The organism is Bradyrhizobium sp. Ken64 (assembly GCF_055807555.1).
In genome coordinates, this window is the sequence record NZ_JBVVPA010000011.1 from 158,124 (window position 1) to 180,602 (window position 22,479).

At 57.8% G+C, this 22,479-nt stretch carries 21 protein-coding genes; 10 read left to right on the forward strand and 11 right to left on the reverse strand.

From position 1 onward, the window contains the following. Positions 1-174: 174 nt before the first annotated feature. Both AC0L2F_RS19835 and AC0L2F_RS19840 read right to left on the reverse strand, forming a co-directional pair. Complete coding sequence (locus AC0L2F_RS19835) at positions 175-1,368, reverse strand: CaiB/BaiF CoA transferase family protein (RefSeq protein WP_473249539.1); 1,194 nt, start codon at positions 1,366-1,368, stop codon at positions 175-177. 134 nt (positions 1,369-1,502) lie between these two features. Further along, positions 1,503-1,814, reverse strand: coding sequence for a hypothetical protein (locus tag AC0L2F_RS19840; RefSeq protein ID WP_473249540.1), 312 nt, complete (start codon positions 1,812-1,814; stop codon positions 1,503-1,505). A gap of 199 nt (positions 1,815-2,013) precedes the next feature. Between AC0L2F_RS19840 and AC0L2F_RS19845 the strand changes: the two genes are divergently transcribed. Then, positions 2,014-4,341, forward strand: a complete 2,328-nt coding sequence (locus AC0L2F_RS19845) for a M10 family metallopeptidase C-terminal domain-containing protein (RefSeq protein ID WP_473249541.1) — start codon at positions 2,014-2,016, stop codon at positions 4,339-4,341. Between the two features lie 207 nt (positions 4,342-4,548). Further along, a complete protein-coding gene (locus AC0L2F_RS19850; protein ID WP_473249542.1) occupies positions 4,549-4,677 on the forward strand; it encodes a transposase in 129 nt (42 codons plus the stop codon). On the opposite strand, the gene AC0L2F_RS19855 is transcribed toward AC0L2F_RS19850, so the two are convergent. Then, a complete protein-coding gene (locus tag AC0L2F_RS19855) occupies positions 4,651-4,812 on the reverse strand; it encodes a hypothetical protein (RefSeq protein ID WP_473249598.1) in 162 nt (53 codons plus the stop codon). The two genes, AC0L2F_RS19850 and AC0L2F_RS19855, sit on opposite strands and share 27 nt — an antisense overlap. 32 nt (positions 4,813-4,844) lie before the next feature. Here AC0L2F_RS19855 and AC0L2F_RS19860 point away from each other — a divergent pair, with 32 nt between their 5' ends. Beyond that, a complete protein-coding gene (locus AC0L2F_RS19860) occupies positions 4,845-4,985 on the forward strand; it encodes a hypothetical protein (protein WP_473249543.1) in 141 nt (46 codons plus the stop codon). Positions 4,986-5,028: 43 nt separating this feature from the next. Here the strand turns inward: AC0L2F_RS19860 and AC0L2F_RS19865 are convergent, their stop codons facing one another. Next, on the reverse strand, positions 5,029-5,475 hold the full coding sequence (locus AC0L2F_RS19865; protein ID WP_473249544.1) for an arsenate reductase/protein-tyrosine-phosphatase family protein: 447 nt from the start codon (positions 5,473-5,475) through the stop codon (positions 5,029-5,031). Positions 5,476-5,629: 154 nt separating this feature from the next. Here AC0L2F_RS19865 and AC0L2F_RS19870 point away from each other — a divergent pair, with 154 nt between their 5' ends. The 6 genes from AC0L2F_RS19870 (at position 5,630) to AC0L2F_RS19895 (ending at position 11,287) form a co-directional block, all read left to right on the forward strand. Continuing rightward, a complete protein-coding gene (locus tag AC0L2F_RS19870) occupies positions 5,630-6,109 on the forward strand; it encodes an acyltransferase (RefSeq protein ID WP_247460587.1) in 480 nt (159 codons plus the stop codon). Positions 6,110-6,126: 17 nt separating this feature from the next. Continuing rightward, complete coding sequence (locus tag AC0L2F_RS19875) at positions 6,127-7,224, forward strand: DegT/DnrJ/EryC1/StrS family aminotransferase (protein WP_473249545.1); 1,098 nt, start codon at positions 6,127-6,129, stop codon at positions 7,222-7,224. A 41-nt stretch (positions 7,225-7,265) separates the two neighbouring features. Further along, positions 7,266-8,024: a sulfotransferase family protein gene (locus AC0L2F_RS19880; RefSeq protein WP_473249546.1), complete on the forward strand. Its 759-nt coding sequence runs from the start codon at positions 7,266-7,268 to the stop codon at positions 8,022-8,024. Between the two features lie 101 nt (positions 8,025-8,125). Continuing rightward, positions 8,126-9,151: a Gfo/Idh/MocA family protein gene (locus tag AC0L2F_RS19885; protein ID WP_473249547.1), complete on the forward strand. Its 1,026-nt coding sequence runs from the start codon at positions 8,126-8,128 to the stop codon at positions 9,149-9,151. Beyond that, complete coding sequence (locus AC0L2F_RS19890) at positions 9,148-10,167, forward strand: NAD-dependent epimerase/dehydratase family protein (RefSeq protein WP_473249548.1); 1,020 nt, start codon at positions 9,148-9,150, stop codon at positions 10,165-10,167. The genes AC0L2F_RS19885 and AC0L2F_RS19890 overlap by 4 nt, the downstream gene beginning before the upstream one ends. Further along, the gene (locus AC0L2F_RS19895) at positions 10,139-11,287 is read left to right on the forward strand and encodes a DegT/DnrJ/EryC1/StrS family aminotransferase (RefSeq protein WP_473249549.1); all 1,149 of its coding nucleotides are present in this window, start codon (positions 10,139-10,141) and stop codon (positions 11,285-11,287) included. The genes AC0L2F_RS19890 and AC0L2F_RS19895 overlap by 29 nt, the downstream gene beginning before the upstream one ends. A 37-nt stretch (positions 11,288-11,324) precedes the next feature. Here AC0L2F_RS19895 and AC0L2F_RS19900 read toward each other — a convergent pair whose 3' ends face one another. The 6 genes from AC0L2F_RS19900 to AC0L2F_RS19925 all read right to left on the reverse strand — a co-directional run bounded on the left by AC0L2F_RS19900 (position 11,325) and on the right by AC0L2F_RS19925 (position 17,987). Next, complete coding sequence (locus AC0L2F_RS19900; RefSeq protein WP_473249550.1) at positions 11,325-12,065, reverse strand: class I SAM-dependent methyltransferase; 741 nt, start codon at positions 12,063-12,065, stop codon at positions 11,325-11,327. Then, positions 12,062-13,183 carry a polysaccharide deacetylase family protein gene (locus AC0L2F_RS19905; protein ID WP_247460601.1) on the reverse strand — a complete coding sequence of 374 codons (1,122 nt, stop codon included), beginning with the start codon at positions 13,181-13,183 and terminating at the stop codon, positions 12,062-12,064. The genes AC0L2F_RS19900 and AC0L2F_RS19905 overlap by 4 nt, the downstream gene beginning before the upstream one ends. Beyond that, positions 13,176-14,108 carry a glycosyltransferase family 2 protein gene (locus AC0L2F_RS19910; RefSeq protein ID WP_473249551.1) on the reverse strand — a complete coding sequence of 311 codons (933 nt, stop codon included), beginning with the start codon at positions 14,106-14,108 and terminating at the stop codon, positions 13,176-13,178. The genes AC0L2F_RS19905 and AC0L2F_RS19910 overlap by 8 nt, the downstream gene beginning before the upstream one ends. A 140-nt stretch (positions 14,109-14,248) precedes the next feature. After that, positions 14,249-16,135 carry a sulfate adenylyltransferase subunit CysN gene (gene cysN / locus AC0L2F_RS19915; protein ID WP_473249552.1) on the reverse strand — a complete coding sequence of 629 codons (1,887 nt, stop codon included), beginning with the start codon at positions 16,133-16,135 and terminating at the stop codon, positions 14,249-14,251. Beyond that, positions 16,132-17,133, reverse strand: coding sequence for a sulfate adenylyltransferase subunit CysD (gene cysD / locus AC0L2F_RS19920; RefSeq protein WP_473249553.1), 1,002 nt, complete (start codon positions 17,131-17,133; stop codon positions 16,132-16,134). The genes cysN and cysD overlap by 4 nt, the downstream gene beginning before the upstream one ends. Then, positions 17,130-17,987, reverse strand: coding sequence for a methyltransferase domain-containing protein (locus AC0L2F_RS19925; protein WP_247460607.1), 858 nt, complete (start codon positions 17,985-17,987; stop codon positions 17,130-17,132). Before AC0L2F_RS19925 ends, cysD begins: the two co-directional genes overlap by 4 nt. Before the next feature lie 237 nt (positions 17,988-18,224). Between AC0L2F_RS19925 and AC0L2F_RS19930 the strand changes: the two genes are divergently transcribed. After that, entirely contained in the window at positions 18,225-20,102 is a 1,878-nt protein-coding gene (locus AC0L2F_RS19930) for a hypothetical protein (RefSeq protein ID WP_473249554.1), read from the forward strand. Positions 20,103-20,522: 420 nt separating this feature from the next. Here AC0L2F_RS19930 and AC0L2F_RS19935 read toward each other — a convergent pair whose 3' ends face one another. Next, positions 20,523-22,454, reverse strand: a complete 1,932-nt coding sequence (locus AC0L2F_RS19935; protein ID WP_473249555.1) for an HAD-IIIC family phosphatase — start codon at positions 22,452-22,454, stop codon at positions 20,523-20,525. Positions 22,455-22,479 lie beyond the last annotated feature (25 nt).

Here is a 22,479-nt window from a genome sequence, read left to right on the forward strand (position 1 = left end):
AGCGGTGATAGATGCTGAGACATTGTGGGCAGATCACACAGTCATGCATACTGGTTGTACCCTTGAGGGTATGTCGGCGCTGACGTGCTCTCTACAGCACACCGTCTCTGGTCGAACTCTACCGAAATCCGTCGCAAGAGCCGCGCCATTTTTTGGATACCTCACGCATGACGCTCATACCACTTTGGCGTCCCGCAGGCTTGCGATCTCGTCCGTGCCGAAGCCGAATTCTTTAAGCACATCGTCAGTCTGCTCGCCGAAGTCCGGCGGCCGCGCTACCATTCTGCTCGGCGTGCGCGATAGCGTCACGGGCTGGCCGACGAGGCGGATCTCGCGACCCTCGTCATTCGGTACCTCCTGCGCGATGCCGAGATGCTTGACCTGCTCGTCTTCGAACATCTGGTCGATGGCGTAGATCGGCCCGCAGGGCACGCCGGCCTCGTTGAGTTCACGGACCCAGGTCTCGGTGGACTTCGTCAAGGTACGCTTTTCGATCTCGGCATTGAGCGCGTCGCGGTTCTTGGAGCGGGCCGGCGCGGTCAGATAGTCGGGATGGCTGTAGAGTTCCGGCGCGCCGATCGCCTGCGCGCAGCGCTCCCAGATCCGGCCGCCCGTGGTGGCGATGTTGATGTAGCCGTCCGAGGTCTTGAACACGCCGGTCGGGATGCTGGTCGGGTGGTTGTTGCCGGCCTGCTTGGCCACTTCCTTCTCCATCAGCCAGCGAGCGGCTTGGAAGTCGAGCATGAAGATCTGGGCCTGCAGCAGCGAGGTCTGCACCCACTGGCCCTTGCCGGAAACCTCGCGCTCCAGCAGCGCGGTGAGGATGCCCATGGCACAGAACAGACCGGCGGTGAGGTCGGCGACCGGAATGCCGACCCGCATCGGGCCTTCGCCCGGCGCGCCGGTGATCGACATCAGCCCGCCCATGCCTTGCGCGATCTGATCGAAGCCCGGACGCTTGTGGTAGGGCCCGTCCTGGCCGAAGCCCGAGATGCTGCCGTAGACGATGCGCGGATTGATCCTGGCGAGGCCCTCGTAGTCGATGCCGAGCTTCTTTTTCACGTCGGGACGGAAATTCTCAACCACAACGTCGGCCTTGGCGGCGAGGCGCTTGAACACGGCGAGCCCGCGCTCGTCCTTCAGGTTAAGCGTCATCGCCCGCTTGTTGCGATGCAAATTCTGGAAGTCGGAGCCCCGCCGCGGCCCGCCCGGCTGCTCGCCGCCGGCATCCTCGGTGAGCGCGTCGATCTTGATCACGTTCGCGCCCCAGTCCGCGAGCTGCCGCACGCAGGTGGGCCCGGACCGGACGCGGGTCAGATCGAGCACGGTGAAGCGTGACAGGGCTTCCGAGGCATGCGGAAAGGGCATCTTGATGGGCTCCGGGACAGATTGCGGGCCTACCATAGTGCCGAAAGGCCATGCGGCAAGACATCACGTGGCAGGTCAGGGCCGCGCGGATGCCGCCGGTCGAAATGCAACGGCTGAGCGGCGCCCGCGCAGGATCAGCGCGCCAGCTGTTTCAGCTCGGCGCGCGCCTGCTCGGCCAGCGGGTCATCGCCGTGGCGCGCAATGAACAGCTCGAACGCCTCCCGCGTTCCCTTGCGACGGGCGGATTCGTACTCCTCCGCGACCGCAGCCGACGGGTCGCGGGCCATTGGAACGGAGGGCGCGCGCGCTGTGCCGCCTTGTTTGCCGCTCTCATCCGCATTGGCTTTTCCGACCATGACAGGCAGTCCTCCGAAGGGCAGATGGCCCGGTCCGGCGAGCGCCATCAGGGCGCCGAACAGACCGGCCGAGAGGGTACGTCGTTTCATGATTTCACTCGCAACACGCCAGCTGGCCGGAACCGACGTCCTTGTCCTGGCCCGTATGACTACGGGATCTGATGGCTAACACGGCCTTATGGAAGGAGTCCGGACCGGCTCGCCAAAATTAAACCAAACGTTTACTCCTCTAGCTAGAATCACCTGTCGCGCCCCGAATCGAACGGGGTTTGCTGCTTCGGAGATTCCCTTGGCTACCGCCGTCAACGTCAGTGCGACCAACAACGCTGAAATCGACGGCTTGCTGTCGGGCTACAAATGGTCCGGGGCGATCACCTACAGCTTTCCGGACGCTGCAAGCGACTACGCCAATCCCTACAGCGGCGGCAGCAGTGAGCCGACGACCTCGGGTTTTGCCTCCGCGCCGAGTCAGATGCAGGCGGCGATCAATTACGCGATCGGACTGATCCTCGGCTACACCAACGCCAACATCCAGTACGCCGGGACGAACGGCTCCGACATCATGGTCGCGCAGTCGCCAGCGGCCAATCCGACATCCTACGCCTATTACCCCGGCAATTACGCGTCCGGCGGCGACGTGTGGTTCGGAACCGCCTACAACTATTCGCTGGCTGCGCTCGGCAATTACTATTTCACGACCGCGTTGCACGAGCTCGGACACGCCCTTGGCTTGAAGCACAGTCAGGAGACAGGCGGCCCCGCCAATGTCGCGGTGCCGAGCGCGCATGACGACAGCGAATACACCGTCATGAGCTATCGCAGCTATGTCGGTGCTCCCACCACGAGCGGCTATACCAACGAAGCCTATGGGTACCCGCAGACCTATATGGCCAACGATATTCTCGCGCTGCAGACGATGTACGGCGCGGACTACACCACCCAGGGCGGGACCACCGTCTATACGTGGAGCTCCACCACCGGGCAGGAGTTCGTCAACGGCGCTGGCCAGCCGGCCGACAATGGCGGTGCCGGTGGCTCGGCCAATCGCATCTACCAGACGATCTGGGATGGTGGCGGCGTCGATACCTATGACCTGTCGAACTATACGACGAACCTCAGCATCAATCTCAATCCGGGTGCGTCGTCCGTGTTCTCGTCGATTCAACTGGCCAATCTCGGAAACGGCCATTACGCGTCGGGCAACGTCTACAATGCCTATCTCTACAACAATGACGCGCGTTCCTACATCGACAACGCCATCGGCGGCTCCGGCAATGACACGATCATCGGCAATGCCATCGCCAACGCACTGAACGGCGGTTCCGGCAACGATACGCTGACCGGCGGCGGCGGCAACGACATCCTATCTGGCGATGTCTCGGTCCTCTCATTCGGCTCAAACGGCGCAGTCGATCGGATTGCCGACTTTAATGGCGATAACAAGGCCGATGTCATACAACTCAACCAGAACGGAATGCTGGACGTGTGGTTATCGACCGGGAGTGGGCTGGACAACTATGCTCAATGGGGCAACGGGTCTCAACCGTCCGACAAACTTGGCGACTTTAATGGCGACGGTAACACAGATGTCCTCCAGTTCTCGGGCGGCAACGCCTATGTCTGGGTCTCCAACGGCGTAGGGTTCAACAACTACGCCCTCTGGGGGAGCGGTTTCTCGCCCAATGACAAGTTTGGCGACTTCAATGGCGACGGTAAAACCGATGTCCTTCAATTCTCTGGGGGCAACGCCTATGTCTGGATCTCCAACGGTGCGGGGTTCAACAACTACGCCCTCTGGGGCAGCGGGTTCTCGCCCAACGACCAGTTCGCCGACTTTAACGGCGACCATAAAGCCGATGCCATTCAGTTCTCAGGCGGCAACGCCTATGTCTGGGTCTCCAACGGTGCAGGGTTCAACAACTACGCCCTCTGGGGCAGTGGCTTCTCGCCCAACGACCAGTTCGCCGACTTTAACGGCGACGGTAAGACCGATGTCCTTCAGTTTTCAGGCGGCAACGCCTATGTCGGGGTCTCCAACGGCGCAGGGTTCAACAACTACGCCCTCTGGGGGAGCGGTTTCTCGCCCAATGACAAGTTTGGCGACTTCAATGGCGACGGTAAAACCGATGTCCTTCAGTTCTCTGGCGGCAACGCCTATGTTTGGATCTCCAACGGCGCGGGGTTCAACAACTACGCCCTCTGGGGCAGCGGTTTCTCGCCCAATGACAAGTTTGGCGACTTCAATGGGGACGGCAAAACCGAAATTATTCAGTTCTCGGGCGACACCTCTTACGTGTGGCTTTCCAACGGCACGTCCTTCGCTCCGTATGCCGCCTGGGGCAAAGGCGCCGGCTCAGGCGACGGAACCGGTAACGATACGTTTGTGTTTAGTGCCAACTTCGGCAAGGATACCATTACCGATTTCCAGGCTGGCCCGGCTGTCGGCGACGTGATCCAGTTCGATCACGCGCTGTTCGCGGACTTTGCGAGCGTGCTCTCCCATACTGCTGACGATGGCCACGGCGATACGGTCATCACCTATGATGCCAACGACACAATTACCCTCAACCACGTGTCGAAGGTCAACTTGACGGCTAACGATTTTCAATTCGTGTGAACACGGAAGTTGAGAACCTGACGTTACCCCTCGAGCCAAATCGGAAAGACGTGGCTGGCGAGCAGATCGAGTCGCTCAAATTATAAGTTCCATCAGGGAGTGATGGTGGCCTGATATTTGGGACCGCCATCGGAGTGAGGTGGTTGGTCCCGGTTTGTGAGACAAGGCGGCCAAGGTGGATTTGATGACAAAAGAGGATGATCCACCATGAGGACGCGCAGACAGTTCACGGCTGAGTTCAAAGCCAAGGTTGCGCTGGAAGCAATCAAAGGCCACCCGACGGTTGCGCAGTTGGCGACCAGACTCGAATTACATCCCACCCAGATTACGGCGTAAAAGCGCGAGGCGATCGAGAAGCTGGCCAAGGTTTTCGACGACAAGGGGGCTGGGGTTCAGGCCAACCGCGACGCCGAGGTGATGAAGCTTCATGCCAAAATCGGTCAGCTTGTTGTGGCGCCGGATTTCGGCCAAAGCCTTCGATCGCTCTTGATCGGAGGAAGGCAATGATCGAACCCGGTCATCCACGGCTCTCGATTGTACGCCAGTACGAGCTGGCCTCGATCAGCCGCTCGTCGTTCTATCGTGCTCCCCCGGTGGAGAATGAAGCGATGCTCAGATTGATGCGTCTGGGGCTCCAAAGCTGATGACGAAGATCGGTTGGGCAACGATCTATCAGCATGTTCTGGTCTATCTGCACCCTGCGATAAAGCGCTCAATTTCTTGATCTATGGCTGCGACGGCACTCACGGGATCACTCACATTCACATCTTGGATATTCCAGTAGTTGACACGAGCCTCCCACCCAGGAAACCTAACACGAAGCAGTTCCCGATGTTCGGTTTCGGCCAACGCGACAATCGCGTCTGCGCAACGAAGATCGTCGATCTTGCATGCTTTCGGCAAACGATCAGCTCCAAGAGGAAGAACCCGACGGTGTATGAGCGCCTCGTGCGTATGAGTAGACATGGGCCCGACGTTCGAGGACCCCCGTTCGAGCGCCAAACCACGCGAGAATGCCTTCCAATCCAAGCCACGTAAGTTGGCGCGGTGATTGAACAGCTCTTCCGCAAAGCGGCTTCGATAGTAATTTCCGGTACAAAGAAAGAGCACTTGCCGCTTCGTCGAGTTGCTCATGAGGCCCAAAAACCTTTACCACCTGATGCTTCTTGACATGAACAAACAATGAACATTCTCGCGCGACTACGGTGAGTATTTGGAGGCGGCACATCGTATTCGGTTGACCGAGCTTAGCTAACTTGGCATCTGGAGATCAAACAAGGACTGTCACTTGCCCATTGCCGCCAACGTTCAGCTTGGAAAAGGTACGCGGATTCCACTCCCGGATCTCGTGAATCTCTATGGATGTTCCATTGGAGATGATACCTTTATTGGCCCGTTTGTTGAAATTCAAGCCGGAGCAATCATCGGTCGCCTGTGCAAGATACAATCGCACGCTTTTGTTTGCGCAGGCGTCGAGATAGGAAATGAAGTCTTCGTGGGTCACGGTGTTATGTTCACGAATGATCTTCTGCCCAGAGCTACTGACGAATCTGGGGAGCGAATTACAGACTCCTGGCTGATGTCGCGCACCTCAATTGAATTCCGAGCCTCGATCGGCAGCGGGTGTGTCATTCTGCCCGTGAGGATCGGCACGTCCTCTTTGATCGGTGCCGGCTCCGTCGTGACTAAGGATGTCCCACCATATGCGATCGCGGCTGGAAACCCTGCACGGGTGATCGGGGATGTGCGCGACAGGCGCGATAGCTAACTGGTATTGGACTTCTCGTGAAAGTACCTTTCAACGATCTAACATGGCAGTGGCGCCATATCGAAGACAAGGTTCGGTTTGATTTTGAACGTGTCTTTGCCAGCAGCCAATTTTCGTCTGGTTCGTTCGTCGATGCCTTTGAGCGCCAGATCGCGGAATGGTTGAGTGTCCCCCACGCGATCGCTGTAGATTCCGGAACGTCGGCGATTCATCTAGCGCTTATTGCTGCGGGTGTGGGCGCTGGCGATGAGGTCCTGCTGCCCGCTCACACGTTTATCGGCAGCGCTTGGGGTATCCTGTACATTGGAGCGGTCCCCGTTTTCTGCGATGTCGATGAGGAGACCGGAACAATCGACGTCGAGGTCGCCCGCCGACTTGTGACTTCGCGGACGCGCGCCGTCGTTCCTGTTCATCTATACGGTCAGCCTGCGAACATGGATGCGGTTCTCAGCTTCGCCCTGGATTATGACCTGAAGGTGATCGAAGACGCCGCGCAGTCCATCGGAGCAACCTGGAATGGACGTTCGACTGGCTCGCTGGGGGATTTGGGTTGCATTAGCTTCTATCCGGGCAAGAATCTCGGGGCCGCGGGCGAAGCCGGATTGATCGTGACCTCAAATGACAGTTATGCGGACCGCTTACGCTCCTTGCGCAATCACGCTCAGAGCGAGCGATATGTCCATGCGGAACTCGGGTTCAACTATCGGATGGACGGGCTGCAGGCGGTCGTTCTGGCGCACAAGCTGCCGCTGCTTTCAGCCTGGACGAAGAGGCGGAACGAGCTCGCCAATCAATATATTACGAAGCTCAAGGGGCTTCCGCTCGAAGTCCCATCTGTCCGGCATCAAACGCACTGCTGGCATCTTTTCGTCGCGCGCACGCCGTCGCGAAACTCGCTCCGCGACGCGTTGTCAAAATCTGGGATCGAGACGGGCCTGCATTATCCGGTGCCCTTGCACCGGCAGCCCGCTCTTTCGCCTTATGTGAAGCCCGGTGCGGCCTATCCGGTGTCCGAGCGGTGGGCAGACGAGGGTCTTTCGTTGCCGCTATTCGTCGGAATGACGGATGAGCAGCTCGACTACGTCGTCAGGGTCGTCGCGGCTTTCTATCGCTAAACAAGAGCGCGGTGGCCACAATCCGCAGGAGATCATTTCACATGCCGGTTTTGCCCGACGTTGTCATTGGAGGCGCTCCGCGTTCAGGCACGACGTTCCTATGCGAAGTGCTTGACAAGCATCCTGGCGTTTATCTGGCGAAGCCGATTGCGCCGGAGCCGAAAGTTCTGCTGACGGACGATCCGGATGGCGATGCCGGGATTGTGAAAAGGTATGATACCTACTTCGCCGATGCTGCGCCGAACTTAGTGAAGGTCGAGAAGACCACTAATTACTTCGAGAATGAAGATGCGCGCATGCGGTTCGCGCGCTTGCTGCCGAAAGCCAAGCTGATCATATTGCTGCGCAACCCCGTCGATCGCGCCTATTCCAACTGGCTGTGGTCGCGTAAGAACGGCCTTGAGACCCTGAGTTTCGAGGAAGCGTTGAATTTGGAGGGCAGGCGGTCCAGTCCGTTGCCGCCAGGCCGCGAAGCGGCACGGCCGTTCGACTATACGACGCGCGGCCGGTACGGTAGCCTGGCGAGAGCCTGGATCGACGCGTTGGGCGGCGAGCGCATCGGCTTTTTTATCTTTGAAGATATCCTCTGCCGTCCGGAGCATTTCGTTGCGGGAATCCAGGCGTTTGCGGGACTGGAGCAGCTGCCTTGGTCCGCGCTGCAGACAGGTCGCGTCAACGCGACGGAATCGGATAAACCCATCGATCCCTGGACAGCCGAGCGGCTTCGTGAACGCTTCGCATCGGAAATCAAGGATTTTCACGAATTGACAGGCGTTGATGTCTCCGCCTGGAGCGTTTAGTCGATGACCTACTAGCCTGCAACCGGCACGCGCTCGCAGCGAACCGGTCTGACTGCTAAATTGATACCTGCGCATCGCGCGCTGAGGTGGATGGCGGTACAATGACAATCGGAATTGGACTGGTGGGCTATGGCTACTGGGGGCCAAACCTATTTCGAAATTTTCGCAACAATGCGGATTGCCGGGTCATCGGAATTGCCGATAAGAAAGTTGAGACCCGCGAGCATATAGCGGCTGCATTTCCGGATATCTTGGCATTCGAGGACGTGGAGATGCTCATCGCACTTCCTGGGGTTGACGCTGTTGTTGTTGCTACTCCTGTCGCAAGCCACTACGATATCGCGCGCCGCGCGCTCGATGCCGGGAAGCATGTGCTGCTTGAGAAGCCGATGTGTGCAACGTCGGACGAGGCCAGCGATCTTATTGAGCGGGCGAAGTGGAAGTCTCTCGTCTTGATGGTCGACCACACCTTCCTGTTTACCGGAGCGGTTCAGATGATCAAGGAGCTGGTTGCTCGTTCTGCCCTTGGTCAAGTGTGCTACTTCGATTCGCTCCGCGTGAACCTCGGTCTTTTCCAGCCAGACGTGAATTGCCTTTGGGACCTGGCGCCTCACGATCTGTCGATCATCAATTATCTGATCGATGACGAGCTGATTGATGTCGAGGCTTCTGGCTATTGTCACGTAAATCAGGTTGCGCCGGACATGGTGTATCTCACGCTGCATTTCCGGAAGAATTGTATCGCGCATCTGAATCTGAGCTGGATGTCTCCTGTCAAGATCCGCCGCTTTACGATTGGTGGAACCGAAAAGATGCTCGTATGGGACGATCTGGACGAAGACCAGAAGATAAAGATTTACAGCTCTGGCATCCATTTTCAGCCCGAAGAGCAACGCTCGATGATCATTCCGCAGTATAGAATCGGCGACATTCATTCACCGCGGTTGCGAAAGACAGAGGCGCTCAATGGCGTTGCCGAACACTTTGCCGACGTTATTCAGGGCAAGGTGCCGTCGATCATGGCCGGAAACGAAGGCTTGAAAATCGTGCGGACCCTGGAATTAGCCCAAGCGCGCCTTGACAACAATTTGGAGCGGGTGCGATCGCAGCGGGATAAGCCGCTATGACCGCGCGAATTCTCGTAACCGGCGGGGCCGGATTTATTGGAAGTCACCTCGTCGATCAGCTTGTGGAACAGGGAAGGCCGGTGACTGTCCTCGACGATTTCTCTGTCGGCCACGAAAGCAACCTCGTCGAGGCGAACGGGAATGGTGATGTTCGCATTGTGCGCGGCTCCGTGACGGATCGCGAGGCGGTCGCGAATGCATTCCAGGATTGCGAGGTGGTCTACCATCTTGCAACACAATGTGTCCGTCGGTCCCTCACCCGGCCGATGGAATCGCACGATGTGAATGCGACCGGAACGATCACTCTTCTGGAGGAAGCGCGGCTGCGCAGCATCCGTCGCTTCGTGTATTGCTCCAGCTCGGAAGTTTACGGAAACGCGTCTCGCGCGGAGTTGCGCGAAGACGTTACGGTCTGCTGTCCGATGACCGCTTATGGCGCGTCGAAGTTGGCAGGCGAGTTGTATACCGAAGCGTACATGCGGACCTACGGTCTGCCCACGACCGTTGTGCGCCCCTTCAATGCCTATGGTCCGCGCGCCTATCAGACCGGCGTTCGCGCCGAAGTCTTGCCGCGGTTCGTCGGCCGAGTGCTGAACGGGCTCCGTCCGGTTGTGTTCGGAGATGGCACCAACGCCCGCGATTTTACCTATGTAACTGAGATTGCACGCGGAATCAGGCTTGCCGGCGAAGCCGGTGCCGTCGTCGGTCAACGAGTCAACATCGCACGCGGGATACCCGTCACGCTGAACGATCTGGCCCGGGAAGTCCTGACGGCCCTGTCGCGGAATGATCTGACGATTGAATATCGCGGTGATCGTCCGGGCGACGTGGCCTATCTACACGCCGACACTGGCAAGGCAAAGAGCTTGCTTGGCTATAGCGCGGAAATTGGGCTGCACACGGGCGTGCGCGACTACATCGATTGGGTTCTAGCGACGATCAATTCAAAGGATCTGTTAGAAGAAAAGATCGAAAATTGGGTAATAGATGGCGATGCCGATGTCATCCGCTCCTGATCTTGCATTCAGCCGCCCGTGCTTCGGAATTGAGGAGGAAGAGGCCGCGGCATTAGCGATCCGCAGCCGGTGGGTGGTTGGTGGACCTAGCCTAGCCGAATTCGAGAAACTGTTTGCCAAAGCCTGTGGCGCCGAGAACGCCGTGGGGGTTTCGTCTTGGACAACAGGGGCCTTTCTGCTGCTGAAGGCGCTAGGCATCGGTCCAGGCGATGAGGTCATCGTACCGTCGCTGACGTTTATCGCCTCCGTCAATGTCATTGTGCACGCCGGCGCCACACCCGTTTTCGTGGATATCGATCCGGCGACATTCAACGTCGATCCGAATGACGTCGAGCGAAAGATCACGCCGAAAACGCGCGCCATCCTCCCGGTCGATCAAATCGGCTTGCCGTGTGACATCGACCGCTTCTTAGCGCTCGCGGCTGCCAAGAACCTCATCCTCATTCAGGACGCCGCCTGTTCATTCGGGAGTAAATTCCGCGGGATGCCCGTCGGTTCGCATTCGCCGTATTCGGTTTTCAGCCTTCATGCCCGCAAAGTGATTACGACAGGTGAGGGCGGCATGATCGTTACCAATGATAGCGAGCTGTCTGGCAAGCTGCGCCGTCTCCGCCATCAGGGAATGTCGCTCAGCGACTATCAGCGGCATGCGAGTTCGCCGACCACATTCGAATCCTATCCGGAAATCGGCTATAATTTTCGAATCACCGATGTCCAAGCCGCGATCGGAGTCGCGCAGATACGGAAATTCGCCGCGTTTCTTGCGCGCCGCCAGGCAATAGCGCAGGCGTACCTGAGTGGATTAAAGAATCACACTATCGTCGTCGCTCCGAGTGTTCCGCAGCACGTCACCCCGAACTGGCAGTCGTTTCAGGTCAGGGTGCGCGACGGCAAATCAACAACGCGAAACGCACTGATGGAGCACTTTTATCGACGTGGCGTGGCAACGCGACGTGGCGTAATGGCCTCGCATCTTGAAGAACCCTATCGTCATATGAATGCCAGGCTGCCTCATACCGAAGCCGTGGCTGCTTCTTCGCTGCAGCTGCCGATTTTCCCCGAAATGATGGACGCGGACGTCGAACGGGTTCTGAAAGTGCTATCGACTTTCGCGAATTGATTGCGGCGACTCGGCGCGTGCGTTCGGCGCCGCCTGATTACCTTTCACTCGCCGACATCTTTCGCATGAAAACCAGCAGGCGATGGATCGGCTTGAGGATCGATGCCCGCGGCCAGTTTATATCTTCGACCAAATCGAGGCCTGCGGTTTGCATTTGCCCAATCCATTGGGGTCCGTGCAGACGTTTAGGAATGATACGTAGATAGCCAACGCGTTCCGCGATGATCTGGGCGGGCTCTCTGGGGTGGATGGTCCGAGCGATCCGGACGGCGAGCGAGTCGGCGGCTGGCGGCATTGCGCGCCAGAGATGTCGTTGTAGGATCAAAATCCGATTCGTTAGATTGTCCTGCGGCATAGTCGCGATGATGACACCACCTGGAGCTAGGTCCGTCGCAAGCTTTGCAGCAAGCCGGTCGTGATCACCGACGATGAGGTGGAGCACGCTTTCCGCTAGGATCACATCGAACCCATCGAATCGAGCTTGCAGATAGTCGGAAGCCTCCAATCTCAAATCCCCATGGCCGTTCGGGTCAGCTTTTGCTCGTGTTACGGCGGCCTGGATATTCAGAGGCGAGATGTCGACGCCGGTCAGGATGGCGCGAGGCCGGTCGCGGCGAAGCGCGAGCAGAAGATCGCCGGCGCCGCACCCCAGATCCAGAATACGAAGCGTGTCGCTGTCCGGTAAGCGCTCGAGTGCGGCATCGAGGAACAGGCGAATGCTGTCCTCGCGGCCGGAGAAGGCCGCTTTTTCAAACGATCGCCCGGCTTCGCCCCTCACGCGGATTGCCGATCCAAGCGTTCGACAAGATCAATCGGCCGCAGGAATTCGAAGCTGCTATCAGCCGCCATTCGTTCGATGAATTCCCGATAGATATTGAGCATCGGAGGATTTCCGGAAAAGCCGCGCTCGCAATGGGTTAGGAGACACACGATGCCGCCGCTGCTAGCGATCAGGCGCGCCCCGTCGATCCATGTCGACATGATCCTGGCAGGACTGTAGCCGAGAAATTGCAGGCTGCCGTCGCGTGGCATCGACAGCGGAAGCTCCCACATGGTTCCGATTTTCCATGGCCGAGCGCTCGCGCACCCGTTGTTGGGAACGGGAAATAGCCCACCGGATGTGGGGATGCTGCTGTCATATCGGTAGTGTGATGCGAGCTCCTCGATCATGAGCTTGGTACGCACCAGCGACGGTGCGCGATAACCGGCTGTCTTGAATTCAGCCCCGACTTGCGCTCCGGCGGCGAGGCGTGTGTGCCGTTCTGCTGCAGGCGCGAAGGGCGTTCGGTTCGAATGGTCGTACCCATGAATACCGATTTCGTGACCGCGACTGGCGATCTCCGAGGTCAGACCTCTATCGATCGGCCAGGCACATGGCACGATATAATTCGCTGACCGTGCACCGTTGACTTCTTCGATCGGCAAAAACAATTTGACGAGGTTGGTCAGCCCTTCCGCGCTATCGATATCGTGGGTAAGGAGCACTGGCGTGCGCGGCGGCCTTTGAAATGGCAGGCCGCCGAGATCGGCTGCCGCATCGGCCGAAAGGTCCACCGGCCAGCCCGGGAAGCGCGCCCACTGGGACTGCCGGTAGCGCTGCATCCGTCCAATGCCGCGTCCAATCGCGCGCCGGAGCGGCCCCGGAATAGTTCGGTAGTTCACCGGTAATCGTGCCGATGTAGGAGGCCTCGACAGGTAGGCGTTCCGTTCTCGGAGATGCACCGCGCTCTCTTGCGCTTGCGACCGCACCGCGTCCTCGCTCCAGTCGACGCCGCCATTGCCGAAGAGGGCGGCCATGTTCGCCGGCAACATGATATCAAGTCCATCGGCCCAACGCGCCGCCGCCGGCAGCTCACGCGCGTTTAGCCGGACCTTGATCAGCGAGGTCTCAGACATCGGTCGGTAATCGTCTGGTTCGCTTTGAAACAAAATAAAGCGGACGCCTCTTCGTCTCAATGAAGATGCGGTACAGATACTCCGCAAGCATGCCGACCATCATGAACAGCAATCCGAACAGCACGGTCATCATGGTCATGATCCCGGTCCAGCCGGGTTCCACATCGGTCATCGACCAGCTTATCAAGAGGTAGAGCAGAAACAGGATGCTGCCGGTGAAAACTGCGAACCCGAGCATAGCGACGAACTTTGCGGGAACCGGTGAAAAGCCTATAAAGACGTCATACGCAGTATTCAGCATCTGGCCGAACGACCATCGCGTGGTACCGTGGACGCGAGCTTTCCGGTCATAGGGAACGGTGGCTTGGTTGAAACCGGTCCAGGCGACGAGTGCAAAAGTGACCCGGTTATGCTCGCGGTATTGCAGAAAGCAGTCGAAGGCAGTGCGATCCATTAGCAGGAAGCTGCCTGTCCTGAAGCGCGAGTTCTTCGGCATTGCATAGCGCGTCAAAACATAATTCAGAATATGCGACGCAGTTTTGCGCGACCAGCTATCGGCCCGCTCGCGGCGCGCGCCCCAGACGATATCGGCGCCGTGACGCCATTCCCGCATGAAATCGAGAACTGTTTCAGGCGGATCCTGCAGGTCGCAAGCAAGCGTAGCAACGGCGTCTTGATCGGGCTCGACATGATCGAAGCCAGCCGTCAGCGCGTAATGGGCGCCGAAATTCCGTGACAGCCGAACGCCTGAAAACCGCGACGAGGTCCGGGCTAGCGCTTCGATTTTGGCCCAACTGTCGTCAGATGATCCATCGTCAACAAAAATGACGTGGGCGTAGATGTCGGGATCGGCGAAGATAACACGGGTGACGGCCTCCGCGCATAGATCGATACTGGCCGATTCATTGAATACCGGCGTGATCAAAGTCAGCCGTCCTGGGCGTGGTCGCTCGCTGGTCATCATGAACCGTACGGAATGTACCTTGGCGGCCTCTGGAATGAGCCTCTGCATAACTTTCAACTGCGGCCGAGTCCATCGCCTTAACGGCACAATCTTTGTACGCGCTAGGCGCTCTTGATTCGCGGGAGCAACCATGCTGCAATGCGAGATGCGGCTTCGGTCACGTCTTCGGATTTCCTGATGTGGATGTCCGGCCTTTCCGGCGGTTCATAGGGCGAATCCACTCCCGTAAAGTTTTTGATCTTGCCGGCAAGGGCTGCCGCGTAGAGTCCTTTTGGGTCGCGCTGGATGCAATCCTCGATCGGCGTGTCGACGAATATCTCGACCAGTTCATCCGGGCCGACGAGCTCACGTAAGCTGTCCCGCTCGGCCCGGAACGGCGAAATGAAGCAGCAAATGACGATCAGACCGGCATCCAGCATAAGCTTGGCGACCTCCCCGACACGTCTGATGTTTTCCACGCGATCAGCGTCGGTGAACCCGAGGTCGCGATTGAGGCCGTGTCTGATGTTGTCCCCGTCGAGCAGGAACGTGTGATAACCGAAGTCGTGGAGTATCTTCTCGAGCTGATTCGCAATCGTGGATTTCCCCGAACCGGACAGTCCCGTGAACCAGAGAATGGTCGGCTTTTGCTGTTTGAGCGTCGCATGCTGGGTTTTGCCGATCAGATGATCATGATGGTGGATGTTGGTAGCCCGGCGAAGCGGAAATAATATCATGCCAGCGCCGGCCGTAGCGTTGGTCGACCGGTCGATCAGGATGAATGATCCGGTGCGCCGGTTATGGGCGTAGGGATCGAATACCAGTGAAGCCGATGTCGAGATGTTGCAGATTCCGATTTCGTTGAGCCTCAACGTACGGGCAGCTCTCTGATCGAGCGTGTTGATGTCGATCTGATGCTTCAGCGTTGTAATCCGTGCCGGAATCTTCTGGGTTCCGGATTTCAGAAGATAGGATCGTCCGGGTAGCATCGGGTCGTCATCCATCCAGATCAGCTTGCATGCAAACTGATCGGCGACGGCCGGTCTGTCCTGCGGGTCGACCAAAACGTCCCCGCGCGCAATGTCAATTTCGTCGCCGAGCACGAGAGTGATCGAGTCACCTGCTGCCGCCTCTTCGCGTTCGCCATCGAACGTGACTATTTTTGAGACGACTGTTTGGCGGCCCGATTTCGCCACGACCACGTCGTCGCCGCGGGCCACGGATCCGCTTGCCACAGTACCGCTATAGCCGCGAAAATCCGAATGTGGGCGGCTAACGAGTTGTACTGGCAAGCGGAATGGCTGAGCGTTGGCCTCCGCGGAGACATCGACATGTTCCAGATGGTCCAGAAGGCTAGGACCCTCGTACCAAGGGGTCAACGGTGATGGGCTAACGACATTTGCGCCGAAACGGCCTGATATCGGAATTGCTATGACTGAACCAAACTCGAGAGGCTGAGCGAACTTACCATAGGCCTCTACAATCAAGTCGAACGTTTCGCGTGAATAGCCGACGAGATCCATCTTGTTAACGGCGAGTACGACGTCCCGAATGCCGAGCAGCGAGCAAATAAAACTGTGTCGCTTGGTCTGAGTGAGGAGGCCTTTGCGGGCGTCGACCAGAATGATCGCAAGATCGGCCGTCGAGGCACCCGTCGCCATATTGCGTGTATACTGTTCGTGGCCGGGCGTATCCGCAACGATGAAGCTGCGATTGCGTGCCGCAAAAAACCGGTAGGCTACGTCGATCGTGATGCCCTGTTCACGTTCGGCCTCAAGCCCATCTAGCAGTAGCGCGAGATCGACTTCCTCTTCGTTTGTTCCATAACGGACCGAGTCGCGCTCAGCGGCGGACAACTGATCCTGAAAGATAGATTTCGAATCGACAAGCAGGCGCCCGATTAGGGTGGATTTACCGTCGTCTACTGATCCACACGTCAGAAGGCGGAGCAGTCCACGTCTAGGCGTGGGTTCGCCATCCGATGCTTCTTTAAAGGGCTTTATAATCAAAAATACCCCTCTCGCTTCTTCCGTTCCATCGATGCGGCCTCGTCGTAGTCGATGAGGCGCCCCTGACGCTCTGACATCGTCGAGGTCTCCATCTCGACGATGATGTCGTCGACGTTCACAGCTCGCGATTCCATTGCGCCGGTAAGTGGATAGCATCCAAGAGTTCGGAACCTAACGGGCATCATCTCAGGCGTTTCGCCCGAATTTAATGGCATGCGTTCGTCGTCTCTCATGATGAGAGCGCCCGAGCGACGAAGGACGGTCCTTAAGCGGGAAAAGTAGAGGGGGACGACCGGAATTTGTTCGAGCTTGATGTAAGTCCAAACATCCAGCTCGGTCCAGTTCGACAACGGGAAAACTCTGAGCGATTCACCTTCCTTAAGTCTGGTGTTGTACAGATTCCAGAGTTCGGGCCGTTGGTTACGAGGATCCCACGCATGAGAAGCGTTGCGGAACGAAAAAACCCGTTCCTTGGCGCGGCTTTTTTCTTCGTCGCGGCGGGCGCCGCCGAAGGCTGCATCGAACTTCCACTTGTCCAAGGCTTGACGCAGACCTTCCGTAGACATGACCTGTGCATGCGTGCTTGCACCGGAAGTGATCGGATTGATACCGCGTCGTAAGCCGTCTTCGTTGGTATGGACTCTCAGTTCGATACCAAGCGCGTCCGCGATTAGATCGCGGAACGTGATCATGTCCTGAAAATCCCAGGTCGTCGCGATATGCAGAAAGGGAAACGGCGGCTTGCCCGGGAAAAAGGCTTTTCGAGCGAGGTGAAGCATCACCGTCGAGTCCTTGCCGATGGAGTAAAGAAAGACTGGGTTGGTCATTTCGGCAACGACTTCGCGCATGACCTCGATCGACTCGGCTTCGAGCCGGCGGAGGTGCGGAGTGAGATTGCGACCGCGGGGGGCTTCTGCACCTTGCCTTGCATACCGACAGATAAGATCTGCAAGAGGCGTTTCCGCCGTCTGCAGTGTCAGCGGGTCCCGGCTGATCATGTGACTTCCACGTGCTTCGTCTTGCGCGTTACCGTAAAAATGGTGGGTGCAACCCGGAGCATGGAACTGCGCCCGACGAACGCAAAGTCCAGGAACTTGATGGGGAAAAAAAAGAGACAAAAAACCAGGTACAAGAGTGCCTTGAGCCGCTCACTGCCTAGTGAAAAAGTCGCGGCTAGTACCTCGATCAAAAGCAAAGTCAGCAAGGTAAAGGGCCCCGTCGCGTTACGTTGTTCCAGAAGTTCGAAGCCCGGAAAGAGATTAGCGGCGCCCACGTGAGTGAGCCGCTGATAATCATGAGGAGAGGCGTGGAAAGGAAACATAAATGGAATCAAATGGGCGGCCAAGCCGCCCTTGCGCGTTGCTCGTGCGAGATGTTTGCAAATTTCAGACAACCCGGGAACGTGCTCAAGAACGGAACGCGATATGAAGGCATCAACGGACTCATCCCGGAATGGCAGGTTGCTCAGGTCGCAAACGATGTCGGTCGCGGCGTAATCGAACAGGTCTATCGTAAGGATCCGCGGATCTATTCGATGGTTGCCCGCACCGATATCAACGACAAGCTGTTTGTCGGGGTCCGCTAGACGTAGCACCGCGGCACGATAGTTAAACGGAAAGGTCGGCGCGAAGATCGTGATTCCCCAGGCATAGTAGAACTTTCCCAAGGCTTTCTTTAGCCGATACTTAACAATGTCGAGTTCGTCCGTCGCTTCAGGAACGTCGATGAAGTAGATTTTTCCGCCTCTGACCGGGTATTCTGCTGAGCATGAGGAGCAGCGCAGGGATCCTGCTGTGTCGAAGAGATCGGCTCGGCAAGCGGGACAGCAGAGTGCTCGTCGCGCTTTGGCCATACGCACATCCTGTTTGCTGTCTCGCGTTTCCACTCGCAACGTTCAATTCCAATTTTCGCAGGGCTGCGCCTCGGTCCGGGCTGGCGGGAGCGGGCTAATCCTCGGCCAATACCACAGAATCGTTTGATGTGGAATATTTTGCAATCCGATTCATTTCAGCCTAACAAAGGCTCTACATTTAGCTCGGGTTGCTGTCGGGCGGCCGTGGCCGAGCCAGTCACGACAGGAATACGCGGCGTGGGTAAGAAATCGCATTCCGTTGAAGAACATTGGATTTGGAACTGCTGGCGTATCGCTGGCTATCTCTTTGCGGCCTTGAATGTTGTTCTGTTCGTCTCCCTCTTGACGCGTGGTCTCGATCTAACTGATGAAGGTTTCTATCTGAATTGGATCAAGAACCCCTGGGAGTATTCTTTCTTCCTAACGGCAACGGGCTTCTTCTTTCACCCGCTCGCGCTCATCTTTCCAGACAACATCGTCGCGTGGCGGTTAGTCGCGGGCGTGATAGTGCTGGGATTTGGCTTTGCGTTCGGCTGCAGCATTAGCGCATATGCATGCAGATGGTTGCCCGAGAAGCCGAAGGTCTCAGTGTCTGCGGGGTTGTTTCTATCGATCGCGGCGCTTTCTTTCTATAGCTGCTGGCTGCCCTCGCCGGGGTACAACCTCCTCAATTTTGCCGGCTGCCTCTCGTTCACCTCGGGCTTGCTGTTTAGCGCTGGGGGCCAAGTTGATGCCCACCGCCGCCGGATCGTGTCAAGTGCGGCAATGATCAGTTTGGGTGCGGTTGCAATCTGGATGGCTAGACCTTCGACCGCATTTCCGATGGCGCTCTTCGCCCTGATATTCCTTGTTGTTCATCGGCAACGCGAAGTCTTTTGGTCATTGATCTGGGCGGCGGTTTCGACCTTGATCGTCAGCGCGGCAATCGTGATGGTGATTGGCGGTACCTTTCAGGGTATGGTTGATCGCTACCGTCTTGGCTTCGAGCTGATAGGCCTCTTGAGGCCTCCGTTCTTGCTGTCCGTGAAGGATCAGTTCCGGGGCACGTTTTCGCATTTTGAATGGGCGTTCTTTCTCGTTGGGGGCGCCATCGTCGTTGCGATCGTGCAATTGGGTTGCCTGAACAGACTTCACCGAGCGCTCCATTTAGTCGTGGCGTCCGCCCTTATTGCAATAGGCATTTGTATAGGAGCAGAGATTGTTGCTGATGATGGTGGTCGATCGGTCGCTCGTTTATGGCCATTAGCAGCGGTGATCGCACTTCTCGTTGCATACCTTTGTCAGGCTCGGGTAACGGTTCTCGCTGTCACCCTTCCTGTGGTGTCGGTGCTAGTCTGGCAAAGCGTTTCGTCTGTGCTGACGATGGTAATCTTCGCTACGTTGATGCTTGGGATAATCGGTCGTTCGGTTGATAGCTGCAGAGCGCGAGCATGCTGGACGGCGCTCCTACTTTGCTGGGTTCCGATCGCTTTTGGATTTGGCAGCGGAAATTCCATTGAGCTCATGAGTGGGCTTGCTTCTGTATTCTGGGTAGCGGCCGTGATGCTAATGGTAATGACCCTATTTTCGAGCGTTCATGGTCGGCTCGTAGAGTGGATAGGAGTAGGATTTGTTTGCGCGACGTTTGCGGCGATGATCGGCGCGGCATCACGGCCCTATCGTTTGACGCACCCGCTGTGGCAGCAAACCGAATGCATCGTGATCGGACGTTCCAGTCTACCGATATGTCTCGATCCTGCCTCGGTCAGTTATTTGCAACGGATTAAAAAGGCTGCGCTTGAATCCGGGTTCATCAAATCTACCCCGATTATCGACCTGACCGGAACGGCCCCGACGACGATTTTCTTTTTGGAAGGGTTGCCAATCGGCTCGGCATGGCTGCTAGGTGGTTACCCAAATAGTGAAGAGTTCACGCGACGGGCGCTTGAGACCGTTCCGCGCGAAGACCTTAATCGCTCTTGGGTGTTAAGCGCGCCGAAAGGGCACCGGCCGATTCCCGCAATGGTCATGAGTTCGATGGGCTTGGACTTTCCGTCCGACTATGAGGAGGTCGTCCAGAGCCACACTGAATACGAGAATGAAATTCATATTCTTTGGAGGCCGAAACCCAAGTAGATTATGAGCATGGATGTCCACGTCAACTGCACACAACGATAGAGCGCTCCGCCTGCCCCGATTGCGGACAGGTTTGATCGCAAGGTGGCTTTGACGCGGGCATCGTCTGCAAAGCGGGCCCACAATGCTTACCGGTCTATCTCTGCTCTGGGTGCCGCGCTTGCAGTTCGCGCAGACCCTGCGGGTGCGGCCACCGATTGCCGTGCACCATTTCGAACGGGGAAGGTGAGCTAAACTGCAGTTTCCTGTCCCAAAACAACGGCCGATGCCTTCGCAACTATCGACATTCGCTGCGCTCTCATTCTACAGCTTTTGGTCGCTTCCACTATGCTGCAATTTACTTAATTCTCCTTTTCGCGGCTGATTTCCTCTTTAGTGCCGGTAATGCTGGCGGCTACTACTACTTACGATGTAAAGTCTTTATGTCGAACAGCGCGTCGTTGAATCTTCACTTACTCGAACGCTGAGCGGTAAATTCTTGTGGACATAGTCGTCGATGAAGAGGCGCCAAGTCGTTTCGCCATCCTCTTGCGTGCCGGCCTGAACGAAACCGAGCCTACTGAAATGATCGCGAACTAGGCCGTTCTTGGCGGTCGGAATGTAGCGCCCCGTGATCGCACTGATCCCCCTCAACCGAGCCTGTTCGACCAGGTATTGAAGGATGGCCTCCTCCACGCGTCGGCCGAGCACGCGGCACGACATGATCCAGCTGTCGACCTCCCAAGCTTGGCCGGTCCTACGGCATATAACCGTCGAAATCATTCCGCTGTCGCCGAAAATATCCTCAAGCCGGGCCTGTATCGTAAAGACGTCGAGCCTTGATTCCAGCGCTGCGATTTCGGCATCGCTGTAGCGACGGGTGGTCAGGTTAAACTGATTTGATTTCGAGATCAGTTGGGCAATCCGCTTGCGGCCGGCGCCGTCGAACGGCGCGATCGACAGCGTCATTCCAAGCGAACGCAGATAGTCGTTATGATCACCGATCCGCTCGAGCTGGGCGGCGCGAAGTGCGTTCGCTTTGTAGAAGCCTGCGCGGAGCTGGTCCTCTTTTGAAAAGCCGGCTTGCTCGAAATATCCCGCAGCCTGGAACACCGGGAGCCAGTCGCTTGGATCTTCCGGCAGTTCGGGCACGGCCACCGCCGGCAGCGCATCGCGGACGCGTTTCCGTTCGGCCGGGTTGTCGTCGAGGAACACAAAAGAATCGAGACCAAGGTCCAGCGCATCGGCGATCGCCTTGATATTGGCGGCCTTGTCTTCCCAATTGACTCGGAAGGCGACGATGTCGTCTTCCTTCAGGATCATTTCGGGGTGGTTGCGAAACGCGTCGAGCGCTATGGCTTCATCGTTCTTCGAGGAAACGCACAGGATGATCCCACGCTCCTTGAGCGAAAGTGCCATCCGCTGCAATGCCGAATGGGCTTCGCCGAGCGCGCTGCCATTGCCCAGCGCGAGCCCTTCGATGCCTTCGTCACCGACGATGCCGCCCCACATGGTGTTGTCGAGATCGAGAACCAGGACCCGACGCGACCGTCCCATTTGCGCTGCCAGGATTCGCATGACATTGTCGGCATAAAGCGGGATCATGGCGGTCGCGAACGGATACTTCGCGGCGTACCAATAGCGTCCGGCAGACCATGCCGACTGCCCGACTAGCCCGGCCAGCGCGTTCACGTCAAGCACCAGCCGGGATTCCTGCCGCGAAAGATGCGCTAGGCGGCGGTTGAATTCGCTGGCCAGATAACGCGGGCTGCCCGCCAGGCCAAGGTCCATGTTGAACTGAACGGCGTCAGGATCGGCGGCGAGCGTTTGCAGGATGATGGGACGGCCTGTCGCCGCCTCGGCCACTTCGGCAATTCTTCTGATCCGCCCGAGCGCCGCTTCGACGATCTGCGCCGCCACAGCCTCATCGCCGAGCGGAGAGGCGAGCCTGAGCATGCGATTGTCGGAAGCGACCAGCACGAAATCCGGCGGATTCTTCTTCAATGCAGCGCCGTTCCTGTCAAGCCATGGCTCCGGCTCTTCATACTCCGCGATCGTGACGTCGAGCAGGAATTTGAACCGGATCGCGGTCCCGATCAGGGCATCGGACATATGCGAGGCGGTGCTAGCCGACAGGATCAGTATGCGGACTGGCAGTAGGCCGTTCTTCCGCGCTTCAGCAGCGAAATTCGCGGGCGCAGACTTCAGAATGCCGTTGATCTTCCGGCCGAGAGCGCGGAGGTCGGATTCGTCCCACGCCGCCTGCGCGAGCGACTGCAAGAATTGCAGCGCCCCCAGAGGTTCGGCCGGCAGCGAAGCAAGCCGTTCGCGCATCTTTCCCGAAGGCCGCGTCAGCCAGGGCAGTGCCTGCAAGGACATTTTCGTCGCCCGGCTCGTC

Excerpts from the sequence above, each read along its gene's own strand:
- AC0L2F_RS19890 (WP_473249548.1), top strand. The coding sequence starts at position 9,148 with ATGACCGCGCGAATTCTCGTAACCGGCGGGGCCGGATTTATTGGAAGT.
- AC0L2F_RS19865 (WP_473249544.1), bottom strand. The coding sequence starts at position 5,475 with ATGAGCAACTCGACGAAGCGGCAAGTGCTCTTTCTTTGTACCGGAAAT.
- AC0L2F_RS19895 (WP_473249549.1), top strand. The coding sequence starts at position 10,139 with ATGGCGATGCCGATGTCATCCGCTCCTGATCTTGCATTCAGCCGCCCG.
- AC0L2F_RS19860 (WP_473249543.1), top strand. The coding sequence starts at position 4,845 with ATGATCGAACCCGGTCATCCACGGCTCTCGATTGTACGCCAGTACGAG.
- cysD (WP_473249553.1), bottom strand. The coding sequence starts at position 17,133 with ATGATCAGCCGGGACCCGCTGACACTGCAGACGGCGGAAACGCCTCTT.
- AC0L2F_RS19835 (WP_473249539.1), bottom strand. The coding sequence starts at position 1,368 with ATGCCCTTTCCGCATGCCTCGGAAGCCCTGTCACGCTTCACCGTGCTC.
- AC0L2F_RS19850 (WP_473249542.1), top strand. The coding sequence starts at position 4,549 with ATGAGGACGCGCAGACAGTTCACGGCTGAGTTCAAAGCCAAGGTTGCG.
- AC0L2F_RS19880 (WP_473249546.1), top strand. The coding sequence starts at position 7,266 with ATGCCGGTTTTGCCCGACGTTGTCATTGGAGGCGCTCCGCGTTCAGGC.
- AC0L2F_RS19840 (WP_473249540.1), bottom strand. The coding sequence starts at position 1,814 with ATGAAACGACGTACCCTCTCGGCCGGTCTGTTCGGCGCCCTGATGGCG.
- AC0L2F_RS19905 (WP_247460601.1), bottom strand. The coding sequence starts at position 13,183 with ATGTCTGAGACCTCGCTGATCAAGGTCCGGCTAAACGCGCGTGAGCTG.
- AC0L2F_RS19885 (WP_473249547.1), top strand. The coding sequence starts at position 8,126 with ATGACAATCGGAATTGGACTGGTGGGCTATGGCTACTGGGGGCCAAAC.
- AC0L2F_RS19925 (WP_247460607.1), bottom strand. The coding sequence starts at position 17,987 with ATGGCCAAAGCGCGACGAGCACTCTGCTGTCCCGCTTGCCGAGCCGAT.